13 protein-coding genes and 1 pseudogene are annotated in these 16,499 nt (G+C 72.6%); 11 read left to right on the plus strand and 3 right to left on the minus strand.

What is annotated here, in order from left to right; genetic code table 11:
• The first annotated feature begins 248 nt into the window (after window positions 1-248).
• The 3 genes from EJK16_RS03095 (at window position 249) to EJK16_RS03105 (ending at window position 3,378) form a co-directional block, all read left to right on the plus strand.
• Complete coding sequence (locus EJK16_RS03095; RefSeq protein WP_127126236.1) at window positions 249-1,160, plus strand: D-hexose-6-phosphate mutarotase; 912 nt, start codon at window positions 249-251, stop codon at window positions 1,158-1,160.
• A gap of 266 nt (window positions 1,161-1,426) precedes the next feature.
• A complete protein-coding gene (locus EJK16_RS03100) occupies window positions 1,427-1,867 on the plus strand; it encodes a Fur family transcriptional regulator (RefSeq protein ID WP_127126238.1) in 441 nt (146 codons plus the stop codon).
• Window positions 1,864-3,378, plus strand: coding sequence for a catalase (locus tag EJK16_RS03105; RefSeq protein ID WP_205739572.1), 1,515 nt, complete (start codon window positions 1,864-1,866; stop codon window positions 3,376-3,378). Before EJK16_RS03100 ends, EJK16_RS03105 begins: the two co-directional genes overlap by 4 nt.
• Before the next feature lie 119 nt (window positions 3,379-3,497).
• Here EJK16_RS03105 and EJK16_RS03115 read toward each other — a convergent pair whose 3' ends face one another.
• Together EJK16_RS03115 and EJK16_RS03120 are read right to left on the minus strand one after the other, a co-directional pair.
• Complete coding sequence (locus EJK16_RS03115; protein WP_127126242.1) at window positions 3,498-4,799, minus strand: RNA polymerase sigma factor; 1,302 nt, start codon at window positions 4,797-4,799, stop codon at window positions 3,498-3,500.
• A 10-nt stretch (window positions 4,800-4,809) separates the two neighbouring features.
• Complete coding sequence (locus tag EJK16_RS03120) at window positions 4,810-5,163, minus strand: YciI family protein (RefSeq protein ID WP_127126244.1); 354 nt, start codon at window positions 5,161-5,163, stop codon at window positions 4,810-4,812.
• A gap of 245 nt (window positions 5,164-5,408) precedes the next feature.
• Here EJK16_RS03120 and EJK16_RS03125 point away from each other — a divergent pair, with 245 nt between their 5' ends.
• The 3 genes from EJK16_RS03125 to EJK16_RS03135 all read left to right on the plus strand — a co-directional run bounded on the left by EJK16_RS03125 (window position 5,409) and on the right by EJK16_RS03135 (window position 6,765).
• Window positions 5,409-5,825, plus strand: coding sequence for an NUDIX hydrolase (locus EJK16_RS03125; protein ID WP_127126246.1), 417 nt, complete (start codon window positions 5,409-5,411; stop codon window positions 5,823-5,825).
• 101 nt (window positions 5,826-5,926) lie between these two features.
• Window positions 5,927-6,280 carry a helix-turn-helix transcriptional regulator gene (locus EJK16_RS03130; protein ID WP_127126248.1) on the plus strand — a complete coding sequence of 118 codons (354 nt, stop codon included), beginning with the start codon at window positions 5,927-5,929 and terminating at the stop codon, window positions 6,278-6,280.
• Window positions 6,277-6,765 carry an SRPBCC family protein gene (locus EJK16_RS03135; RefSeq protein WP_127126250.1) on the plus strand — a complete coding sequence of 163 codons (489 nt, stop codon included), beginning with the start codon at window positions 6,277-6,279 and terminating at the stop codon, window positions 6,763-6,765. The genes EJK16_RS03130 and EJK16_RS03135 overlap by 4 nt, the downstream gene beginning before the upstream one ends.
• Window positions 6,766-6,767: 2 nt before the next feature.
• On the opposite strand, the gene EJK16_RS03140 is transcribed toward EJK16_RS03135, so the two are convergent.
• Complete coding sequence (locus EJK16_RS03140; protein ID WP_127126252.1) at window positions 6,768-6,971, minus strand: hypothetical protein; 204 nt, start codon at window positions 6,969-6,971, stop codon at window positions 6,768-6,770.
• 663 nt (window positions 6,972-7,634) lie between these two features.
• Between EJK16_RS03140 and EJK16_RS03145 the strand changes: the two genes are divergently transcribed.
• The 5 genes and pseudogenes from EJK16_RS03145 to EJK16_RS03165 form a co-directional block, all read left to right on the plus strand.
• Window positions 7,635-9,170 (plus strand): glycosyltransferase, encoded by a 1,536-nt coding sequence (locus EJK16_RS03145; protein WP_127126254.1) that lies wholly within the window; start codon window positions 7,635-7,637, stop codon window positions 9,168-9,170.
• Window positions 9,163-11,430: a glycosyl hydrolase gene (locus tag EJK16_RS03150; protein WP_127126257.1), complete on the plus strand. Its 2,268-nt coding sequence runs from the start codon at window positions 9,163-9,165 to the stop codon at window positions 11,428-11,430. Before EJK16_RS03145 ends, EJK16_RS03150 begins: the two co-directional genes overlap by 8 nt.
• 68 nt (window positions 11,431-11,498) lie before the next feature.
• Window positions 11,499-12,914 carry a UDP-glucose/GDP-mannose dehydrogenase family protein gene (locus EJK16_RS03155; protein ID WP_127126259.1) on the plus strand — a complete coding sequence of 472 codons (1,416 nt, stop codon included), beginning with the start codon at window positions 11,499-11,501 and terminating at the stop codon, window positions 12,912-12,914.
• A 13-nt stretch (window positions 12,915-12,927) separates the two neighbouring features.
• Window positions 12,928-15,072 (plus strand): acyltransferase family protein, encoded by a 2,145-nt coding sequence (locus tag EJK16_RS03160; RefSeq protein ID WP_127126261.1) that lies wholly within the window; start codon window positions 12,928-12,930, stop codon window positions 15,070-15,072.
• Window positions 15,073-15,872: 800 nt separating this feature from the next.
• Window positions 15,873-16,499 (plus strand): annotated as a pseudogene (locus EJK16_RS03165) (hypothetical protein); the annotation flags it as partial.

The following is a 16,499-nucleotide window of genomic DNA, read 5'->3' on the forward strand; positions in this document are numbered from 1 at the left end:
CGGCCCCGCTATTGCTGGGGGTTCCCAGGGTAGTCACTGAACGACACCTGTAGACAGGGTGAACGGTGGGCCAATTCGTCACCACGACCCACGGGGCGTCCGCACGTCCCACCGGCGCAAACCCCCACCTCCCCGCACCCCGGCATTCGCGCCCGGCGGAGGAAGGGCGCGTGCCGCACTGTGCCGGTGTGGTGGCAATATCGTGCAACGGGTGTGAGCCTCCAGCTGGTCCGGGCTAGCGTCATGGCATGCCCGAAGACTCGATCACCGTCGATCTGCCCACGTCCGTCACCCTCGCCGAGGGCGGCGGCGGCCTGCCCGTGCTGCGCGTGTCCAGCGCTGTCGCGTCGGGGGAGGTGTACCTCCACGGCGCCCACGTCTCCGCCTACACCCCGGCCCACGCGGACCCCGTGATCTGGATGAGCAGGAAGAGCATGTTCGCCCCCGCCGAGCCCATCCGTGGCGGCGTGCCGATCTGCTTCCCGTGGTTCGGCGGCGGCCGCGATCCCGGCATGGCGCCCGCGCACGGCTTCGCCCGCCTGGCCGACTGGTCCCTCGTCGGCGCCGACGACGCCGACGGCGTCGTCACCCTGACCCTGCGGCTCACCGACGCCGACGTCTCCGGGCTGCCCGGCGTCCAGGCGTGGGCGCACCCCTTCGAGGCCACCTACACCGTGACCTTCGGCGCCGAGCTCGGCCTCGAGCTCACCGTGCGCAACACCGGCGAGGAGGAGTACTCCTTCGAGGAGGCGCTGCACACCTACCTCCACGTCAAGGACGTCACCGCCGTGACCGTCGAGGGGCTCGACGGCGTCCGGTACCTCGACAAGGCGCCCGGGGCCGGGCCCGACCTGGTCACCCAGGAGGGGCCGGTCACGTTCACCGGGGAGACCGACCGCGTCTACCACTCCGCCGCGAGCGTCACGGCCGTGGACCCGGGCAGCGCGCGCATCATCACGGTGGCCAAGAGCTCCTCGGCGAACACCGTGCTGTGGAACCCCTGGACCGCCAAGGCCGCCGCGATGCCGGACTACGACGACGCCGAGTGGCCCGCGATGGTCTGCGTCGAGACCGCCAACGCCCTCGACGACGCCGTCACGCTCCCGGCCGGCCAGTCGCACACGATGTCGGCGCGCATCGCCGTCGCCCCCAGGGCCTGACCGCGACCGATCCGCCCCGCGAGCCCGCAGCCACCGGCTGCGGGCTCGCGGCGTTCTGGAGGGCGCGCCGAACTTGGGGCGTGCGGCGTCCCGAGCGCACCCGGCATCTGGGGCGCGCGGCATCGCGAGTGCGCCCGGTTGTGCCGACGCCTGCGCCCGCGGAAGCGGTGCCACCGCATCGCGGCAGGTTGGGGACGCGAAGACATCTGGATGGTGAACGGTTCCTAAACTTGAATGACTCCAGAAAGAGTGGTTTAATTGCGGACATGTCATTGGCGTATCCCGAGCTTCTCCGACACGCGCGCCTGCGCGTGACGGCGCCGCGGGTGGCCGTGCTGACGGAGGTGGGCGCGCATCCGCACGCGGACGCAGAGAGCATCCGCGCCGGGGTGCACGCCCGCCTCGGCGCCGTCTCCACGCAGGCCGTGTACGACGTCCTCCACGCCCTCACCACGGCCGGCCTCCTGCGCCGGATCGAGCCGGCGGGCTCCCCGGGCCGCTACGAGCTCGCCCGCGGCGACAACCACCACCACCTCGTGTGCCGCAGCTGCGGCGCCGTCGTCGACGTGCCCTGCGCCGTCGGCGAGGCCCCGTGCCTGCACGCGAGCGAGGACCACGGCTTCGTCATCGACACCGCCGAGGTCATCTACTGGGGCACCTGCCCCTCCTGCCTGTCCGGATCCGCACCATCGAAGGAGATCTCTTGACCGAGACGAACGGCGCCGCGGCGCCCTCGACCACCCAGTTCGGCGCCCCTGCCGTCTCTGACCGCAACTCCCTGAGCATCGGCTCCAACGGCCCGCTGCTGCTGCACGACGTGCACCTGGTCGAGACGCTCGCCAGCTTCAACCGCGAGCGGGTGCCGGAGCGCAACCCGCACGCCAAGGGGGCCGGCGCGTTCGGCACGTTCGAGACCACCGAGGACGTCTCCCGCTTCACCAAGGCGGCCATGTTCCAGCCCGGCGCCAAGGTCGACATGCTGGCCCGGTTCTCCACCGTCGCCGGCGAGCAGGGCTCGCCTGACACCTGGCGCGACGTCCGCGGCTTCTCGCTGAAGTTCTACACGCCCGAGGGCAACTACGACCTCGTCGGCAACAACACCCCGGTCTTCTTCGTGCGCGACCCCATGAAGTTCCCGCACTTCATCCGCTCGCAGAAGCGCCTGCCCTCCTCCGGGCTGCGCAGCGCGGACATGCAGTGGGACTTCTGGACGCAGAACCCCGAGTCCGCCCACCAGGTCACCTACCTCATGGGCGAGCGCGGCCTGCCCAAGACGTGGCGCCACATGAACGGCTACGGCTCCCACACCTACATGTGGATCAACGCCGCCGGTGAGAAGTTCTGGGTCAAGTACCACTTCCACACCAACCAGGGCATGGAGTTCCTCAGCAACGAGGAGGCCGAGCAGCTCGCCGGCTCGGACGCCGAGTACCACCGCCGCGACCTCTTCGACGCCATCGCGCGCGGCGAGAACCCCTCATGGGAGCTCTCCGTCCAGGTCATGCCCTACGAGGACGCCAAGACCTACCGGTACAACCCGTTCGACCTGACGAAGGTGTGGTCCCACCGGGACTACCCGCTGATCAAGGTCGGCACCATGACGCTGAACCGGAACCCGGAGAACTTCTTCGCCCAGATCGAGCAGGCCGCGTTCGCGCCGTCGAACACGGTGCCGGGCATCGGCGTCTCCCCGGACAAGATGCTGCTCGGTCGCGTGTTCGCCTACGCCGACGCCCAGCGCGCCCGCATCGGCACGAACTACCAGCAGCTGCCGGTCAACAAGCCGATCGTCGCGTCGAGCAACAACTACACCTTCGACGGCAACATGACCTTCGAGCACTCCGGTGGCGCGCCGGTCTACGCCCCGAACTCCTTCGGCCGCCCGTGGTCGGACGAGACCGGTCCGGTCTCCGACGGCTGGGAGGCTGACGGCGAGCTGGTCCGCAGCGCCTACGCCCTGCACGCCGAGGACGACGACTTCGGCCAGGCCGGCACCCTCGTGCGCGAGGTCTTCGACGACGCCCAGCGCGAGCAGTTCGTCGAGACCGTCGCGGGCGCCCTGATGGGCATCGAGCACGACGTCGTCCTGCAGAACGCCTTCCAGTACTGGAAGAACGTCGACAAGGTCATCGGAGACCGCATCCAGGCGGCCGTCCACGCCGGCAAGGGCGACCCCCAGGTCGGCCTCGACACCGAGGCGGTGATGGCGGGCGTCTGAGCCTGACCGCCCCCGCGGGCACGACCCGCGGGTGACCAGAGGGGCCCGGCGAGCGATCGCCGGGCCCCTCCGCCGTGCACGGAGCGGGCGGCTCACCCGCCGTGCACGGAGCCGGCGGCTCACCCGTCGGGCGCCGAGCCTCGGGGCTCACCCGCCGTGCACGGAGCCGGCGGCTCACGCGCCGGGTGCCGTGCCATGCCCCGGGTCACTTCGCGGCGCCGTTGTTCCAGGAACGCGCGCTCGGCGGCGTTCCCGGCCAGCGCGGAGGCCGCGTCGTAGGCGGCCAGCGCCTCGTCGTCACGGCCGAGGCGCCGGAGCAGGTCGGCCCGCACGGCATGGTGGAGGTGGTAGCGGTGCAGGTCGAGGGTGTCGACGATCGCGAGGGCCGCGCCGGGGCCGTGGACCTCCGCCACAGCCACGGCCCGGTGCAGCTCGACCACCGGGCTCGGCGCGACGGCCCGCAGCTGGTCGTAGAGCGTGAGGATCTGCGACCAGTCCGTGGCCGACGCCGTGGCGGCGTCGGCGTGGACGGCGTTGATCGCCGCCTGGATCTGGTACGGGCCCGGAGCGCCGAGCCGGAGGCAGCGGCGCACCAGCTCGTGCCCCTCGGCGATGAGCGCTCGGTCCCAGCCGCGGCGGTCCTGCTCGGCCAGCGGCACGAGCTGACCCTCCGGCGTCGTGCGGGTGGTGCGCCTGGACTCGAGCAGCAGCATGAGCGCGAGGAGCCCGAGCACCTCCGGCTCGTCCGGCATCAGCTCGGCCAGGAGGCGGCCCAGCCGGATCGCCTCGGCGCAGAGGTCCGCCCGGACCAGGTGGTCGCCCGCGCTCGCGGTGTAGCCCTCGTTGAGGATGAGATAGACGACGGCGAGTACCGGCGCGAGCCGGTCCGGCAGCTCGGCCTCCCGCGGCACGCGGTACGGGATGCCGGCGTCGCGGATCTTGCGCTTCGCCCGGACGAGGCGCTGGGCCATGGTCGCCTCGGGCACCAGGAAGGCGCCCGCGACCTCCGCGGTGGTGAGGCCGCCGAGCAGCCGGAGCGTGAGCGCGACCTGCGCGGCCCTGCCGAGCGCAGGATGGCAGCACGTGAAGATCAGCCGCAGCCGGTCGTCGTGCACGGGACCCTCCGGGGGTGGTTCCGGGCCGGCCTGGTACATGAGGGCGGCCCGCGTCTGCTTGTCCGCGCGGGACGACTCCCGCCGGATGCGGTCGATTGCCCTGTTGCGGGCGGTCGTGATGATCCAGCCGGCCGGGCTCGGCGGCAGGCCCGTCACCGGCCACCGTTCCACCGCCGTGGTGAACGCGTCCTGGACCGCATCCTCGGCTGCGTCGATGTCACCGAGGACGCGGACGAGGACGGCCACCGCGCGGCCGTGCTCGGCGCGGAAGATGCCTGCGATCTCCTCGGCGAGGACGACAGTCACGGCGGGCGCCTCACGCCACGACTTCGCCGGCGAGCGGCCGCACCTCGACCGGCAGCGTGGCGGCCCGCGCGATCCGCCCCGCCCAGGAGAGCGCGACGTCCAGGTCGGGGGCCCGGATGATGGTGAAACCGCCGATGTGCTCCTTGCCCTCGGCGTAGGGGCCGTCGGTGACCAGCACGTCGTCGCTCGTCGCACGCACGACCGTGGCGCTGCCGGGCGGGTGCAGCCCGACGCTGAACACCCATACGCCGGCGGCCCTCATGTCCTCGGCGACCCGGGCGAGGTCCGCCATGATCGGGTCGAGCACCTCCGGCGGCGGGGCGTCGCCGTCGGGCTGGTAGACGCTGAGCAGGTACTGCCTCATCACTGCCTCCCGGGTTCGAGTATGTCGGCCGCCGCCCACATCGGTGCGCGCCGGTCCTCACCATCGAGACGAACGGGCGGCGCCGGGATCGACACCGATCGGCAACTTCGCCCGTCGACCCGACGAGCGCGCCCGTAGGTGCGTACCGGCGGCGTCCCGGACCCGGCCGGCGGGGCGCGGGGCGACGGCGGGCGCGGCATCCTGGAGCACGGCACCGATTCTCTGCCGGAGGGAGGTTCGCCGCCATGACCCATGACGCCGCGCCCTCGCCCATCCTCGCCGCGGGAGGGCTGGTCGTCCGGCGGGTGGGCGACGCCGACCACCTCGTGCTGGTGCACCGGCCCAAGTACGACGACTGGTCCTTCCCGAAGGGGAAGGTGGATCCGGGGGAGGGGCTCGCGGACGCCGCGCTGCGCGAGGTGCGCGAGGAGACCGCGCTGAGCTGCGAGCTGGTCGCGTCCCTCGGCCAGGTCACCTACCTCGACGAGACGGACGCCCCGAAGGTCGCCCACTACTGGCGCATGGCCGTGCGCGACGACGGTGTGTTCGTGCCGAACGACGAGATCGACGGGCTCTGGTGGGTCCCGCTCGCCCGCGCCCGCACCGTCGTCGACCGCGACGCCGATCGGGGCCTCATCGACGCGCTCGCCGCCCAGCTGTAGCCCGACGGGACGTGTGTCCGTCCACAACCAACTGGTTGCGGTTGGGACGACGGCGGCGTACCGTCGTCGGCAACCGATCGGTTGTGGATGCGCGGTGGGCGATGGACGACGACGAGCTCTCCAAGGTCTTCGCGGCGCTCGCGGACCCGACACGGCGGGACATCGTGGCCCGGCTCGCGGTCGGCGACGAGACGGTCGGCAGGCTGGCCGAGTCCTACGACGTGACCGCCCAGGCCGTCTCCAAGCACATCAAGGTGCTGGAGGAGGCCGGCCTGGTCAGCCGCACGCGGGACGCCCAGCGCCGCCCCTGCCATCTCGAGGCGGGGGTGTTCGACCTCATGACGAAGTGGATCGAGCGGTACCGCCAGCAGGCCGAGGAGCGGTTCACCCGCCTCGACGGCGTGCTGGCGGCGATGGACGACGGGACCAGCGACCATCAAGGAGCGGCATCATGACCTCGACCAGCACCAACAAGACGCGGATCGACGCCGATCCGCACCTGCCGACCATCGCCATCGTCCGCGAGTTCGAGGCGCCCCGCGACCGGGTGTTCCGGGCCTGGACCGACCCGGACCTGGTGGTCCGGTGGCTGGGCCCGCGCGACGGCGACATGCGGATCGAGACCTGGGACGCGCGCACCGGCGGCAGCTACCGCTACACGGCGTGGCAGGGCGGCCGTGAGGTCGCCGGCTTCTACGGCTCGTTCCACGAGGTGCGCCCCGACGAGCGGATCGTGTGGACGTTCACCTACGTGGACGTGCCCGACGGCGTCATGCTCGAGACGATTTCCTTCGAGGACCTCGGCGACGGGCGCAGCCGGGTCGCCTCCCTCTCGGTCATGGACACGATGGAGGGCCGCGACTCGATCATCGCCAGCGGGATGGAGCAGGGCGTGATCGAGGGCTACGAGCAGCTCGACGCCCTCCTCGCGGAGGGCTGACCTCAGCCCGGCACGACGTCCCGGCGCCGGTAGGCCACGAGGCCCACGCCGACGAGGGTCGCCCCAGACCCATCAGGAGCAGGGGGACCGCGCGGACGCGAGGCGACCGAACCGGCCACGACGACGCAGATCGCCAGCGCCCACACGACCGCCCGCATGCGGTCCAGGCGCAGGTAGAGGCGCAACAGGGACCCGGTGCCTCCCAAGCCTGGGTGGTGCCGCGGACGCGCCGCCCGGTCGAGGGACGCTTGACGGGGGTGGTCGCTGTCATCGGGCTGGCACCTCCTCGTCCGTGAAGACGGCCTCCATGAGGCGGGTCGAGGCCCGAGGTGGGCTCGTCGAGGAGGGGGCGGGCGCCGACGACCGTGCATTCCGGCCGACCTCTGCGACGGCTGCCGGCGGCGCCGAAAAACTATTGGCGACGGCTGCAGCCGATTTCCGAGAATTCAGCGACGAGCGCTGATGAAATCGCGTTCACGAAGAGTTCATGCTCCGGCAACCGTCTCGCATTTCACATTCCCGAGTGACTTTGCTACGTTTCGATAACAAGTTACGGACAGTCAGTATCTTAGATCGGCTGTCCGCTTGAGGGGCCCGACCCCGAACGCGCCAAGCACGTGAGGGGGGTGCCGTGAACGACCAGATGCGCTACAGATGGCCATTCTGCTGCCGACGCCGCAAGACTGGGGATACCGGCGCGTCGCGCTGAGCCCTACCGCCCCAAATTTCCGGCGCACCGCGCCTCGGGGCTTTTTCACCACGCGCACAAGGCTGGCGCCTCGGCGTGAGCAGCGCCTATTGAAAAGGTGCGCGTGGTGCTGCCATTGACCGCTGACGTGGGCGCCGCGCGCCCGTCAGGAGATTTTTACATGTTCGTATTCCTTCTGATGCTGCGCCACGCCTTCGTCGAGGACGGCACCGTCTACTTGTTCGCCGTCTTCTCAGCGATCGTGTGGGCGCTGTGGCTGATCAAGATCCTCCTCTCACGCCGGTACCGGCCGTGGACAAAGCCGCACGTGACGACGACGAGCGTCGTCATCCCCGTGGTCGACGAACCGCTCGACCTGTTCCGGGACGTCCTGATGCGGATCTGCGCGCAGTCACCGACAGAGACGATCGTGGTCATCAACGGGCCCCGCAACGTCGAGCTGGAGCAGGTGTGCGCGGAGTTCGCCGACGACGGCGTGGTGTTCACGTGGACGCCCATCCCCGGCAAACGCAACGCGGTCAAGGTCGGGACCGAGATGGCCACCGGCGACATCCTCGTCCTCGTCGACTCCGACACCATCTGGGCACGCGACACGCTGACCGAGCTGGTCAAGCCGTTCGCGGACCCGCGCATCGGCGGGGCGAGCACCTCGCAGCGGATCCTCGACCCGTCCCGGGCGTTCGTCACCCGGTGGGCCGACTGGCTGGAGAACAGCCGGGTCAAGTACTCGATGCCGGCGCAGTCCGCCCTGGGGCAGATCGGCTGCCTGCCGGGACGCACGATCGCGTTCCGTCGCCAGATCGTCCTCGATGTGATGGACGAGTTCATGCACGCCCGCTTCCTCGGCGTGTTCCTGGAGGTCAGCGACGACCGGACGCTGACCAACCTCACCCTCAAGCAGGGCTACCGCACGGTCCTGCAGTCCACGTCCATGGTGTGGACGGACGCGCCAACCGACATCCGCAAGCTCGCCAAGCAGCAGCTCAGGTGGGCGCGAGGGTCGCAGTACAACACCCTGCGGATGCTGCCCTGGATGCTGGCCAACACTCCCGTGCTGGCCATGTTCTTCCTCACCGACATCATCCTGCCCTTCCTCCTGGCCGGCGCCGTCATCGGCGCGGTGCACCGGGTGGTCACCGGCACCGGCGTGAACTTCTACGGCGCGCTGATCAGCGAGTACGGCTCCACGATCGGCGTCGCGTCCGTGGTCGTCCTCACCCTGCTGGCGACCGGGCTGTCCATGGGCGTCCGGCACCTGCGCCACCTGGTCGAGGTCCCCGGGGACTGGTGGCGGATGCCGCTGTACGTGGTGTTCTCCACGGTGTTCCTCATGCCGATCCGGCTGCTCGGCTTCTTCCGGATGGCGCACGTCGCTGGGTGGGGCACCCGCAAGGACGCCTACGCGGGGACCAGCACGGACGACGCCACCGACGACCTCATCGCCGAGCTCGAGGCGACCGGCGACGCGGGACCCGTGGACGTCGTGGACCGAACGGACGAGTTCCCGAAGCCGTCCGCCGGCGGCCCCGCCACCACGACGGCGGAGCACGGGGCGGTCACGACCCGCACCCGGCCGGCCGTCGCCGTCAGGACCGCGCCCGCACCTTCGACCCGGCGGCGCCTGAACCCGCTGGCCGCCATCCCGTACCTGATCGGCTTGACCGTCTTCGCTATCGAGGGGATCTACCTTGTCTGACCTGACCCAGGGCAGGAACACGTGGTCCGGCCCGGCCAACGTCTTCGGCGCCGCGGTTGCCGCAGCGAGCAGGACCAGCCTGCGGACCGGGCTCATCGCCGTCGGCCTCGTAGCCGCGATGGTGGCCACCACCCTCGTCATCTGGGGCACCCCGTCGCTGCGGGCGAGCGTCGGCGAGCCCGTCACCCGGGCGGTGAGCGCCATGGCCGCCCCGCCGGCGGCCGCGGCCACCCAGGATGAGCAGCTGCGCACGCAGCGTGCCGAGACCCGCGCGGCGTTGACGGCCCTGGCCCAGGCGCTCACCGCGGCAGACCGGGAGACGGCCGCCGGGCTGGCGCGCCAGGTCCTCGAGATCTCCCGGGAGGACCCGATGCTGGGCGAGATGCTCGCCGACATCAACCTGACCGTGGACCAGCTGTGGCGGATCGCCGGCTCCGGCTCGGCCCGGTCGTTCGACGAGCTGCTCGCGGAGACCGGCTATGTGCCCGCCGGTTCCCGGCCCACCAGCGGGGACGGCGGGGGATCCGGGAGCGCGGCCGGCGGCTCCGGCGGGGCCGGCTCCGGCTCGACCGGCTCCGGCGGCGGGTCCGGGAGTACATCCGGTGACCGCTCGGGTGCGTCCGGGAGCGGCGGCTCGCGCGACGGCGGCTCCGGCGGTTCTGGTGGCTCCGGCAGCTCCGGCGGCTCCGGCGGGTCGGGGGACCGCGCGGGCGCCGTCGGCATGGGAGTGGCGGGCGACGGCACGTCGGGGCAGGCCGGTCCCGACAGCACCGAGCACGACCCCGCCCCGGCCGGCTGGGTGCCGAGCACGCCGAAGGCGCCGACGAAGTGCTGGGAGTTCACCTGGCAGCAGGACGCCCAGGTTGCCTACGCGGCGGACCCGACCGACCCGCACGGCCTGGACGGCAACCCGGGTCCGCGGGACGACGACGGCATCGCCTGCCGCGACCTGCTCGACGACCCGCGTCGGCCGGCGAGCGAGCCCGTGTGGCCGTTCGTCCCGACCGCACCGCCCGCCGACGAGCTGCTCCGCCCCGCCAACCAGTTCTTCGGGATCTTCACGGAGGAGTCGCCGTACCACTTCGGTGAGGTGGACGACGTGGCCGGAACGCTGGGGCACATGCCGAGCTCGGTGACCTACTTCTCCGGCTGGGACCAGGACTTCCGCACCGACGCGGCCACGAGCGCCTGGACGCGCGGGATGCTGCCGATCATCGCGTGGGAGGCACGCCCGAACGAGACCGACATGAGCCCCGACAGCAAGAACTCCGTGAACCCGGACTACCAGCTGGCCGACATCATCGACGGCACGTACGACGACTACCTGCGCGCATACGCCGCCGACGTCGCGGAGTTCGCCCTGCCGGTCGGGATCCGGCTCAACCACGAGATGAACGGCATCTGGTACCCGTGGGCCGAGCAGGTCAACGGGAACAAGCCCGGTGAGTACGTCGCCGCCTGGCAGCACGTCCACGACATCTTCACCGAGGCAGGCGCGGAGAACGTGCTGTGGATCTGGTCGCCGAACGTCATCGAGTTCCCCCAGGCGCAGCCGCTCGACGAGCTCTACCCCGGCGACGAGTACGTGGACATCGCCGGCCTCGTCGGCTACTACCGCAAGCCGATCGAGGGCAAGGAGGCGTCGTTCCAGCACACCTACGGCAAGTCCCTCGCCGCGCTCCGGGATCTCGCGCCCGGCAAGCCGATCTGGCTCACCGAGGTCGGGGCCACCGAGGAGGGGGGCAACAAGGTCGACTGGGTCACGAGCTTCTTCGAGGCCCTGGCGCAGAACCCGGACATCATCGGGTTCACGTGGTTCCAGCGCGAGGTGACCGCCATCCCGATCGGCGAGTCCAAGGCCGTCACCAACGACTGGCGGCTGACCTCCTCACCCGAGGTGACCCTCGTCGCCCGGCACGGGCTGCGCAACGGCGGCTTCGGGGAGGGCCGCCCGGTCCAGCCGAAGCCGGCGCTGCCGCCCCTGCCCACGGAGGAGCCGACGGCGGAGCCCACGGATGAGCCGACGCCTGGGCCGACGGCGGAGCCCACGGAGGAACCGACGCCCGCCCCGCAACCCACCCCCACCGACCAGCCCACGGACGAGCCGATGGCGCAGCCGACGCCCGCCCCGCAACCCATACCCACCGACCAGCCCACGGAGGGACCGACCACCCCGGCGGCCCGGAGGACGGTCGCCGACGACGGCGATCCGACGCCGCCGCGGTCACCGCAGCTCGCGACCACCGGAGGTGCCCGATGACGACCCCGGACGACCGACCCGACCACGCCCCAGAGACCGACACCGGCTCGAACACCGAAGGATCTGACATGGCACTTCGCATCACCGTCATCGGCACCGGTTACCTCGGCGCCGTCCACGCCGCAGGCATGGCCGAGCTCGGGCACGACGTCCTGGGCGTCGACGTCGACGAGCACAAGGTGGCCACGCTGAACGACGGCCGGGCGCCGTTCTTCGAACCCGGCCTGGAACCGCTGCTGGCCGAGCACGTCGGGTCGGGGCGGCTGCGGTTCACCACCTCGTTCTCCGAGGCGGCGGAGTTCGGCGACGTCCACTTCCTCTGCGTCGGCACCCCGCAGCAGCCGGGCAGCGGGGGAGCGGACCTCCGGTACGTGCACGCCGCCATCGATGCCCTCGCCCCGCACCTGCACCGGCCCGCCCTCATCGCCGGGAAGTCCACCGTCCCGGTCGGCACCGCCGAGCAGCTCGCGGCCCGGGTCGCGGCGGCGGCCCCCGCGGGGGAGGACGTCCACGTCGCCTGGAACCCGGAGTTCCTCCGGGAGGGCTTCGCCGTCGAGGACACCCTCCGGCCGGACCGCCTGGTGTTCGGGATCCGCGACGCCGTCGACGCCGCCGTCCTCGAGCGGGTCTACGCCTCCGTCCTGCAGGTCGCCACCCCGCTGGTGGTGACCGACCTGCCGACGGCGGAGCTGGTCAAGGTGGCCGCGAACTCCTTCCTGGCCACGAAGATCTCATTCATCAACGCGATGGCCGAGGTCTGCGAGGCCGCCGGCGCCGACGTCGTCCAGCTCTCGCAGGCCCTCGCCCACGACGAGCGGATCGGCGGGAAGTTCCTCAAGGCCGGCCTCGGGTTCGGCGGCGGGTGCCTGCCCAAGGACATCCGGGCCTTCACCGCCCGGGCCGGCGAGCTCGGTGCGCACGAGGCCCTGAACTTCCTCCGGGAGGTCGACGAGGTCAACATGCGCCGCCGCACCCGGGTGGTCGACCTCGTCCGGTCCCTGCTCGGCGGGTCCGTGCTCGGCTCCAAGATCGCGGTCCTCGGAGCGGCGTTCAAGCCCAACACGGACGACGTCCGCGACTCCCCGGCGCTGAACGTCGCTGCCACGCTGCACCTGGCGGGGGCGCAGGTCGTCGTGCACGACCCTCAGGCCAACGCGAACGCCGCGGCCCGGTTCCCCACCCTGACCTACTCCCCGACGACCGCGGACGCCGTCGCCGGCGCCGACGTGATCGTCCTGGCCACCGAGTGGGAGGAGTTCACCTCGCTGGACCCGAGCCACCTGGGGCAGCAGGTCGCCTATCGACGCATCGTCGACGCCCGCAACGTCCTCGACCCGCAGCGGTGGGCGGACGCCGGGTGGGCGTACCGCGGGATGGGCCGCCCGGCGCCGACGGCGACCATCCCCGCGCCCATGCAGCGGCTCATCGCAGGCGCCTCGTGGCCCGCCCCGGCGACCCAGCTCTCGGCAGCGCCGACCCACTGATCCGGAGGTGCCCATGGCCTCCCCCGCGATCGCCGCCCCCGCGCCGGCGGTGCACAGGTCTCGCACCGCACCGAGGGACGGCTTCCGGCCCGACATCGAGGGACTGCGCGCGGTCGCCGCGGGCCTCGTCGTCCTCGGCCACGCCGGGGTGCCGTTCCTTCCGGGCGGGTACGTCGGGGTCGACATCTTCTTCGTCATCTCCGGGTTCCTCATCACCTCGCTGCTGCTGCGCGAGGTCGCCCGGACCGGGCGGGTTGACCTGCCGCGCTTCTACGCCCGGCGGGTGCGCCGTCTCCTGCCGGCGGCCGTGCTCGTCGTCGTGACAACCGTCGTCGGCGCGTGGTTCCTGCAGTCCCCGCTGGCCGGGAAGGAGGTCGCCGTCGACGGGCTGTGGACGCTCGTCTACGCGCTGAACATCAAGCTCGCCGCCGACGGCACCGACTACCTGAACGCCCAGGAGGCGCCCTCCCTGCTGCAGCACTACTGGTCCCTGGCCGTCGAGGAGCAGTTCTACCTCCTGTGGCCGGTGCTGCTCGTCGCCGCGGCAGGTACGTTCGCGGTCCGGCGGGCGCGGTCGGCGGTGCTCGGCGGGGGAGCCGCCGACCGTGCGCGGCGCGGCGGGCAGGCCCGGGTGCGCATGGGACGGGTCGCAGTCCTCCTGGTCCTCGTCGTCGCGGCGTCCCTTGCGCTGAGCGTGTGGCAGACCGGCGTCGCCCAGCCCTGGGCGTACTTCGGTCTGCACACCCGGGCGTGGGAGCTCGCCGTCGGCGCCCTCCTCGCCGTCGGCCTGCCGGCCGTGCGGCGGCTGTGGGCGCCCGCCGCTGTCGCGATGGGCTGGGCGGGGCTGGGCGCCGTCGTCGTCGCGGCCGTCACCTACGACGGGTCGACGGCGTTCCCGGGCTACGCCGCCGCGCTGCCGGTCGGTGGCGCCGCCGCGATCATCGCCGCGGGGGCCGCCTCGGACCGGGGGATCGCCAGCTTCCTCGCGCTGCGGCCGCTGACCGCGGTGGGGGGCACGTCCTACGGGTGGTACCTGTGGCACTGGCCGGCCCTGACGCTGCTGCCCGCCGCGTTCGGGCTGCCCGCGTCGCTGCCCGTCCTGCTTGGTGCCGCGGCCTTCTCGCTCGTGCTGGCCGCGCTCACGCTCCACCTCGTGGAGAACCCGGTCCGCCTGTCGCCGTCGCTCTCCTCGCCGGCCGACGGTCTCGCGCTGGGCTTCGCCGTCTCCTCCGTGGTCGCCCTCGTCGGGGTGACCGCGCTCGTCGTCCCGGGTGGGGCACCGCGCGGGGAGCGGGTGGACGTCACCGCCGTGGCGACCGCGGGCTCCAGCCTGGCGCCGGTCATCGCGGATGCCCTCGCCGGCGGGCCGGTCCCCCAGAACCTCACGCCGCGGGTGGAGGCGGCCAAGACGGACCTGCCCGCGTCCCGCGCCGACGGCTGCCACGCGGACCTACTCGAGGACGCCCCCGCCCAGCCGTGCGTGTACGGCGACGGCGACGCGGCGCGGACCGTCGTCCTCTTCGGGGACTCCCACGCGGACCAGTGGCAGCCGGCGATCCATGACGCCGCCGCCGAGGCGGGGTGGAAGGTGGTGCACCGGACGAAGTCGGCCTGCACCCCGGCGACGATGACCATCCGTTCGGGAGACCTCGGGCGCGAGTACACCGAGTGCGACACGTGGCGGGAGGAGGTCCTCGCCGAGATCGGCGAGCTCCGGCCCGACCTCGTCGTCATGGGCGCCTCGTACGGGCTGGGCGATGACGATCCCGACGCGTGGGCCGCGGCCATGACGACCACGACGACCCGCCTGACCCAGGCGGCCGGACGCGTGGTGCTCATCGAGGATATCCCGGTCCGGTCCAGCTCGGGCCCGGACTGCGTCGCCGCCAACCTCGACGACGTGGACCCGTGCGCCGTCGGCCGGTCCGCCGCGACCCCGCACGCCGACGTCGCGGCGGCCGTCCGCGAGGCGGTCACCGCCGCCGGTGCCGGCGTCGTCGACCCGCTGGGGTGGTTCTGCACCGATGACGGGTGTCCGGAGGTGGTGGGCAACTACCTCGTCCACCGCGACGCCACCCACGCGACCGCCAGCTACGTGCGCTTCCTGACCCCGTGGGTCGCGCGAGAGGTCGGGCTGGAGGCCACCGGCCAGGCGTGAGTGGCCGGCCGGTCCGCAATGGTGCGTGGCCGGCCGGAACGGGCAACCGCACGGTCATGTCGATGAGGCGGTCGCGAACCTCCGCCGTCTCGGTGCGAACACCGGGCCGTACGAGCCTGCCCGGCGGCAAGCGGGCCGTTCGTCCCTTAGTCCACGGCATGGCCGCTGCTTGTGTGAGGGTGTCGACGCTTCACTGCAGAAGGCCGCGATGCCCACCACCCTCGACCGCACCCGCCTCGCACGGGCCGAGCCCGCGTGGCCCGGACGCGTCGCCCGGGTAGCCGGCGCGATAGTGGTCGGCGGCGCCGGCCTCGACACGATCCTCATCGTGGTGGCGTCAGACCCCTACGCCGGCCTCGGCGAGTGGATGGGCGCCCCAGAACCGCTCGAGCGGCTATGGGAAGTCACGATGGGGGTGCAACGTCGGGCTGCTTGCCATGGGGCTGTGGTCGTGGGCGGTGCCACGGTTGGTGGTCCTCCTCCCCACCATCGTCCGTACAGTCCGGGTGGCGCGGCGGTACTGCAGCGCGGCAGGAACGCCCCGCTGACGATGACGTCGCCCCGGAGGCGGTGGCGCGGGCAGGTGGTGATGACCAGGCCGCGCGGACGTTCGGCGGGTCGGCCGGGGCTGCCCTCGTCGTCGCGGCGTGCGCGTACGGACTCCCCGCACGTGGCGCGTCACAGCGGTTCGCCCTACACGCCGCGCGCCACCTCACCGTCGGTGGCAGGTCGCGTGACTGCCCTTGTGCACATCCCCGCTACCTCTTGTGGTGTCCGTCACACGTGATAGACTCGTACACATGTTCGATACTGCGGCGGGTGGGGGCGCGGCCGGGGGTGAGGCCCCCGGGGCCCGGCCGCGTGCCGGGGCGGGGGCCCTGGAGGCGGTGCTGTCGGTGTTCCTTCAGGCGGCCCGGGTGGCCCGGGTGGCGGACGGCGCCCCGGTCGGGCGCACCACCGGGTCCGTGGTCGACCTCGTGCTGCCGCGCCCCGGCTGGCACGGTCCGAGCGACGCCGCCGCGCCCGGGACCGCGCCCGCCGCCCCGGACGCGCAGGCGGGAAGCGCCCCGCCCGAGCCTGCGGCTACGGCGGGCGCCGCCGACCCGGCCGGTGCGGACCCGGACCAGGCCGACCCGGCCGGTGTCGATACCTCCGACGCCGACATGCGCGGTGCCCGTGTGCCCGACGCCTCGGTCGACGCAGACCCGGGCGACGCAGACCCGGCCGACGCAGACCCGGCCGGTGCGGACCCGGCCGGTGCCGCCGTGCCCGCCGCGAGTGGGGTGGGCGCGGTGGTGGAGGGGGCCGGTGAGCTGGTGGGGATGGACCTCGCGGTCGTGCTGGCGGGCGTGGCCCCGGCCGGGCAGGACGCGGGCGACCTGGTCGAGCTCGCTGCGGGGTGGTCCCGGCTGATCTCCTGGGCCCAC

Origin of the sequence: Georgenia sp. SYP-B2076, assembly GCF_003991205.1 — a bacterium.
Lineage (GTDB): Bacteria > Actinomycetota > Actinomycetes > Actinomycetales > Actinomycetaceae > Georgenia.

Bases quoted from the DNA above. Each gene is read 5' to 3' on its own strand.
- EJK16_RS03125 (WP_127126246.1), top strand. From the start codon at position 5,409: ATGACCCATGACGCCGCGCCCTCGCCCATCCTCGCCGCGGGAGGGCTG.
- EJK16_RS03120 (WP_127126244.1), bottom strand. From the start codon at position 5,163: ATGAGGCAGTACCTGCTCAGCGTCTACCAGCCCGACGGCGACGCCCCG.
- EJK16_RS03130 (WP_127126248.1), top strand. From the start codon at position 5,927: ATGGACGACGACGAGCTCTCCAAGGTCTTCGCGGCGCTCGCGGACCCG.
- EJK16_RS03135 (WP_127126250.1), top strand. From the start codon at position 6,277: ATGACCTCGACCAGCACCAACAAGACGCGGATCGACGCCGATCCGCAC.
- EJK16_RS03155 (WP_127126259.1), top strand. From the start codon at position 11,499: ATGGCACTTCGCATCACCGTCATCGGCACCGGTTACCTCGGCGCCGTC.
- EJK16_RS03100 (WP_127126238.1), top strand. From the start codon at position 1,427: ATGTCATTGGCGTATCCCGAGCTTCTCCGACACGCGCGCCTGCGCGTG.
- EJK16_RS03095 (WP_127126236.1), top strand. From the start codon at position 249: ATGCCCGAAGACTCGATCACCGTCGATCTGCCCACGTCCGTCACCCTC.
- EJK16_RS03145 (WP_127126254.1), top strand. From the start codon at position 7,635: ATGTTCGTATTCCTTCTGATGCTGCGCCACGCCTTCGTCGAGGACGGC.
- EJK16_RS03160 (WP_127126261.1), top strand. From the start codon at position 12,928: ATGGCCTCCCCCGCGATCGCCGCCCCCGCGCCGGCGGTGCACAGGTCT.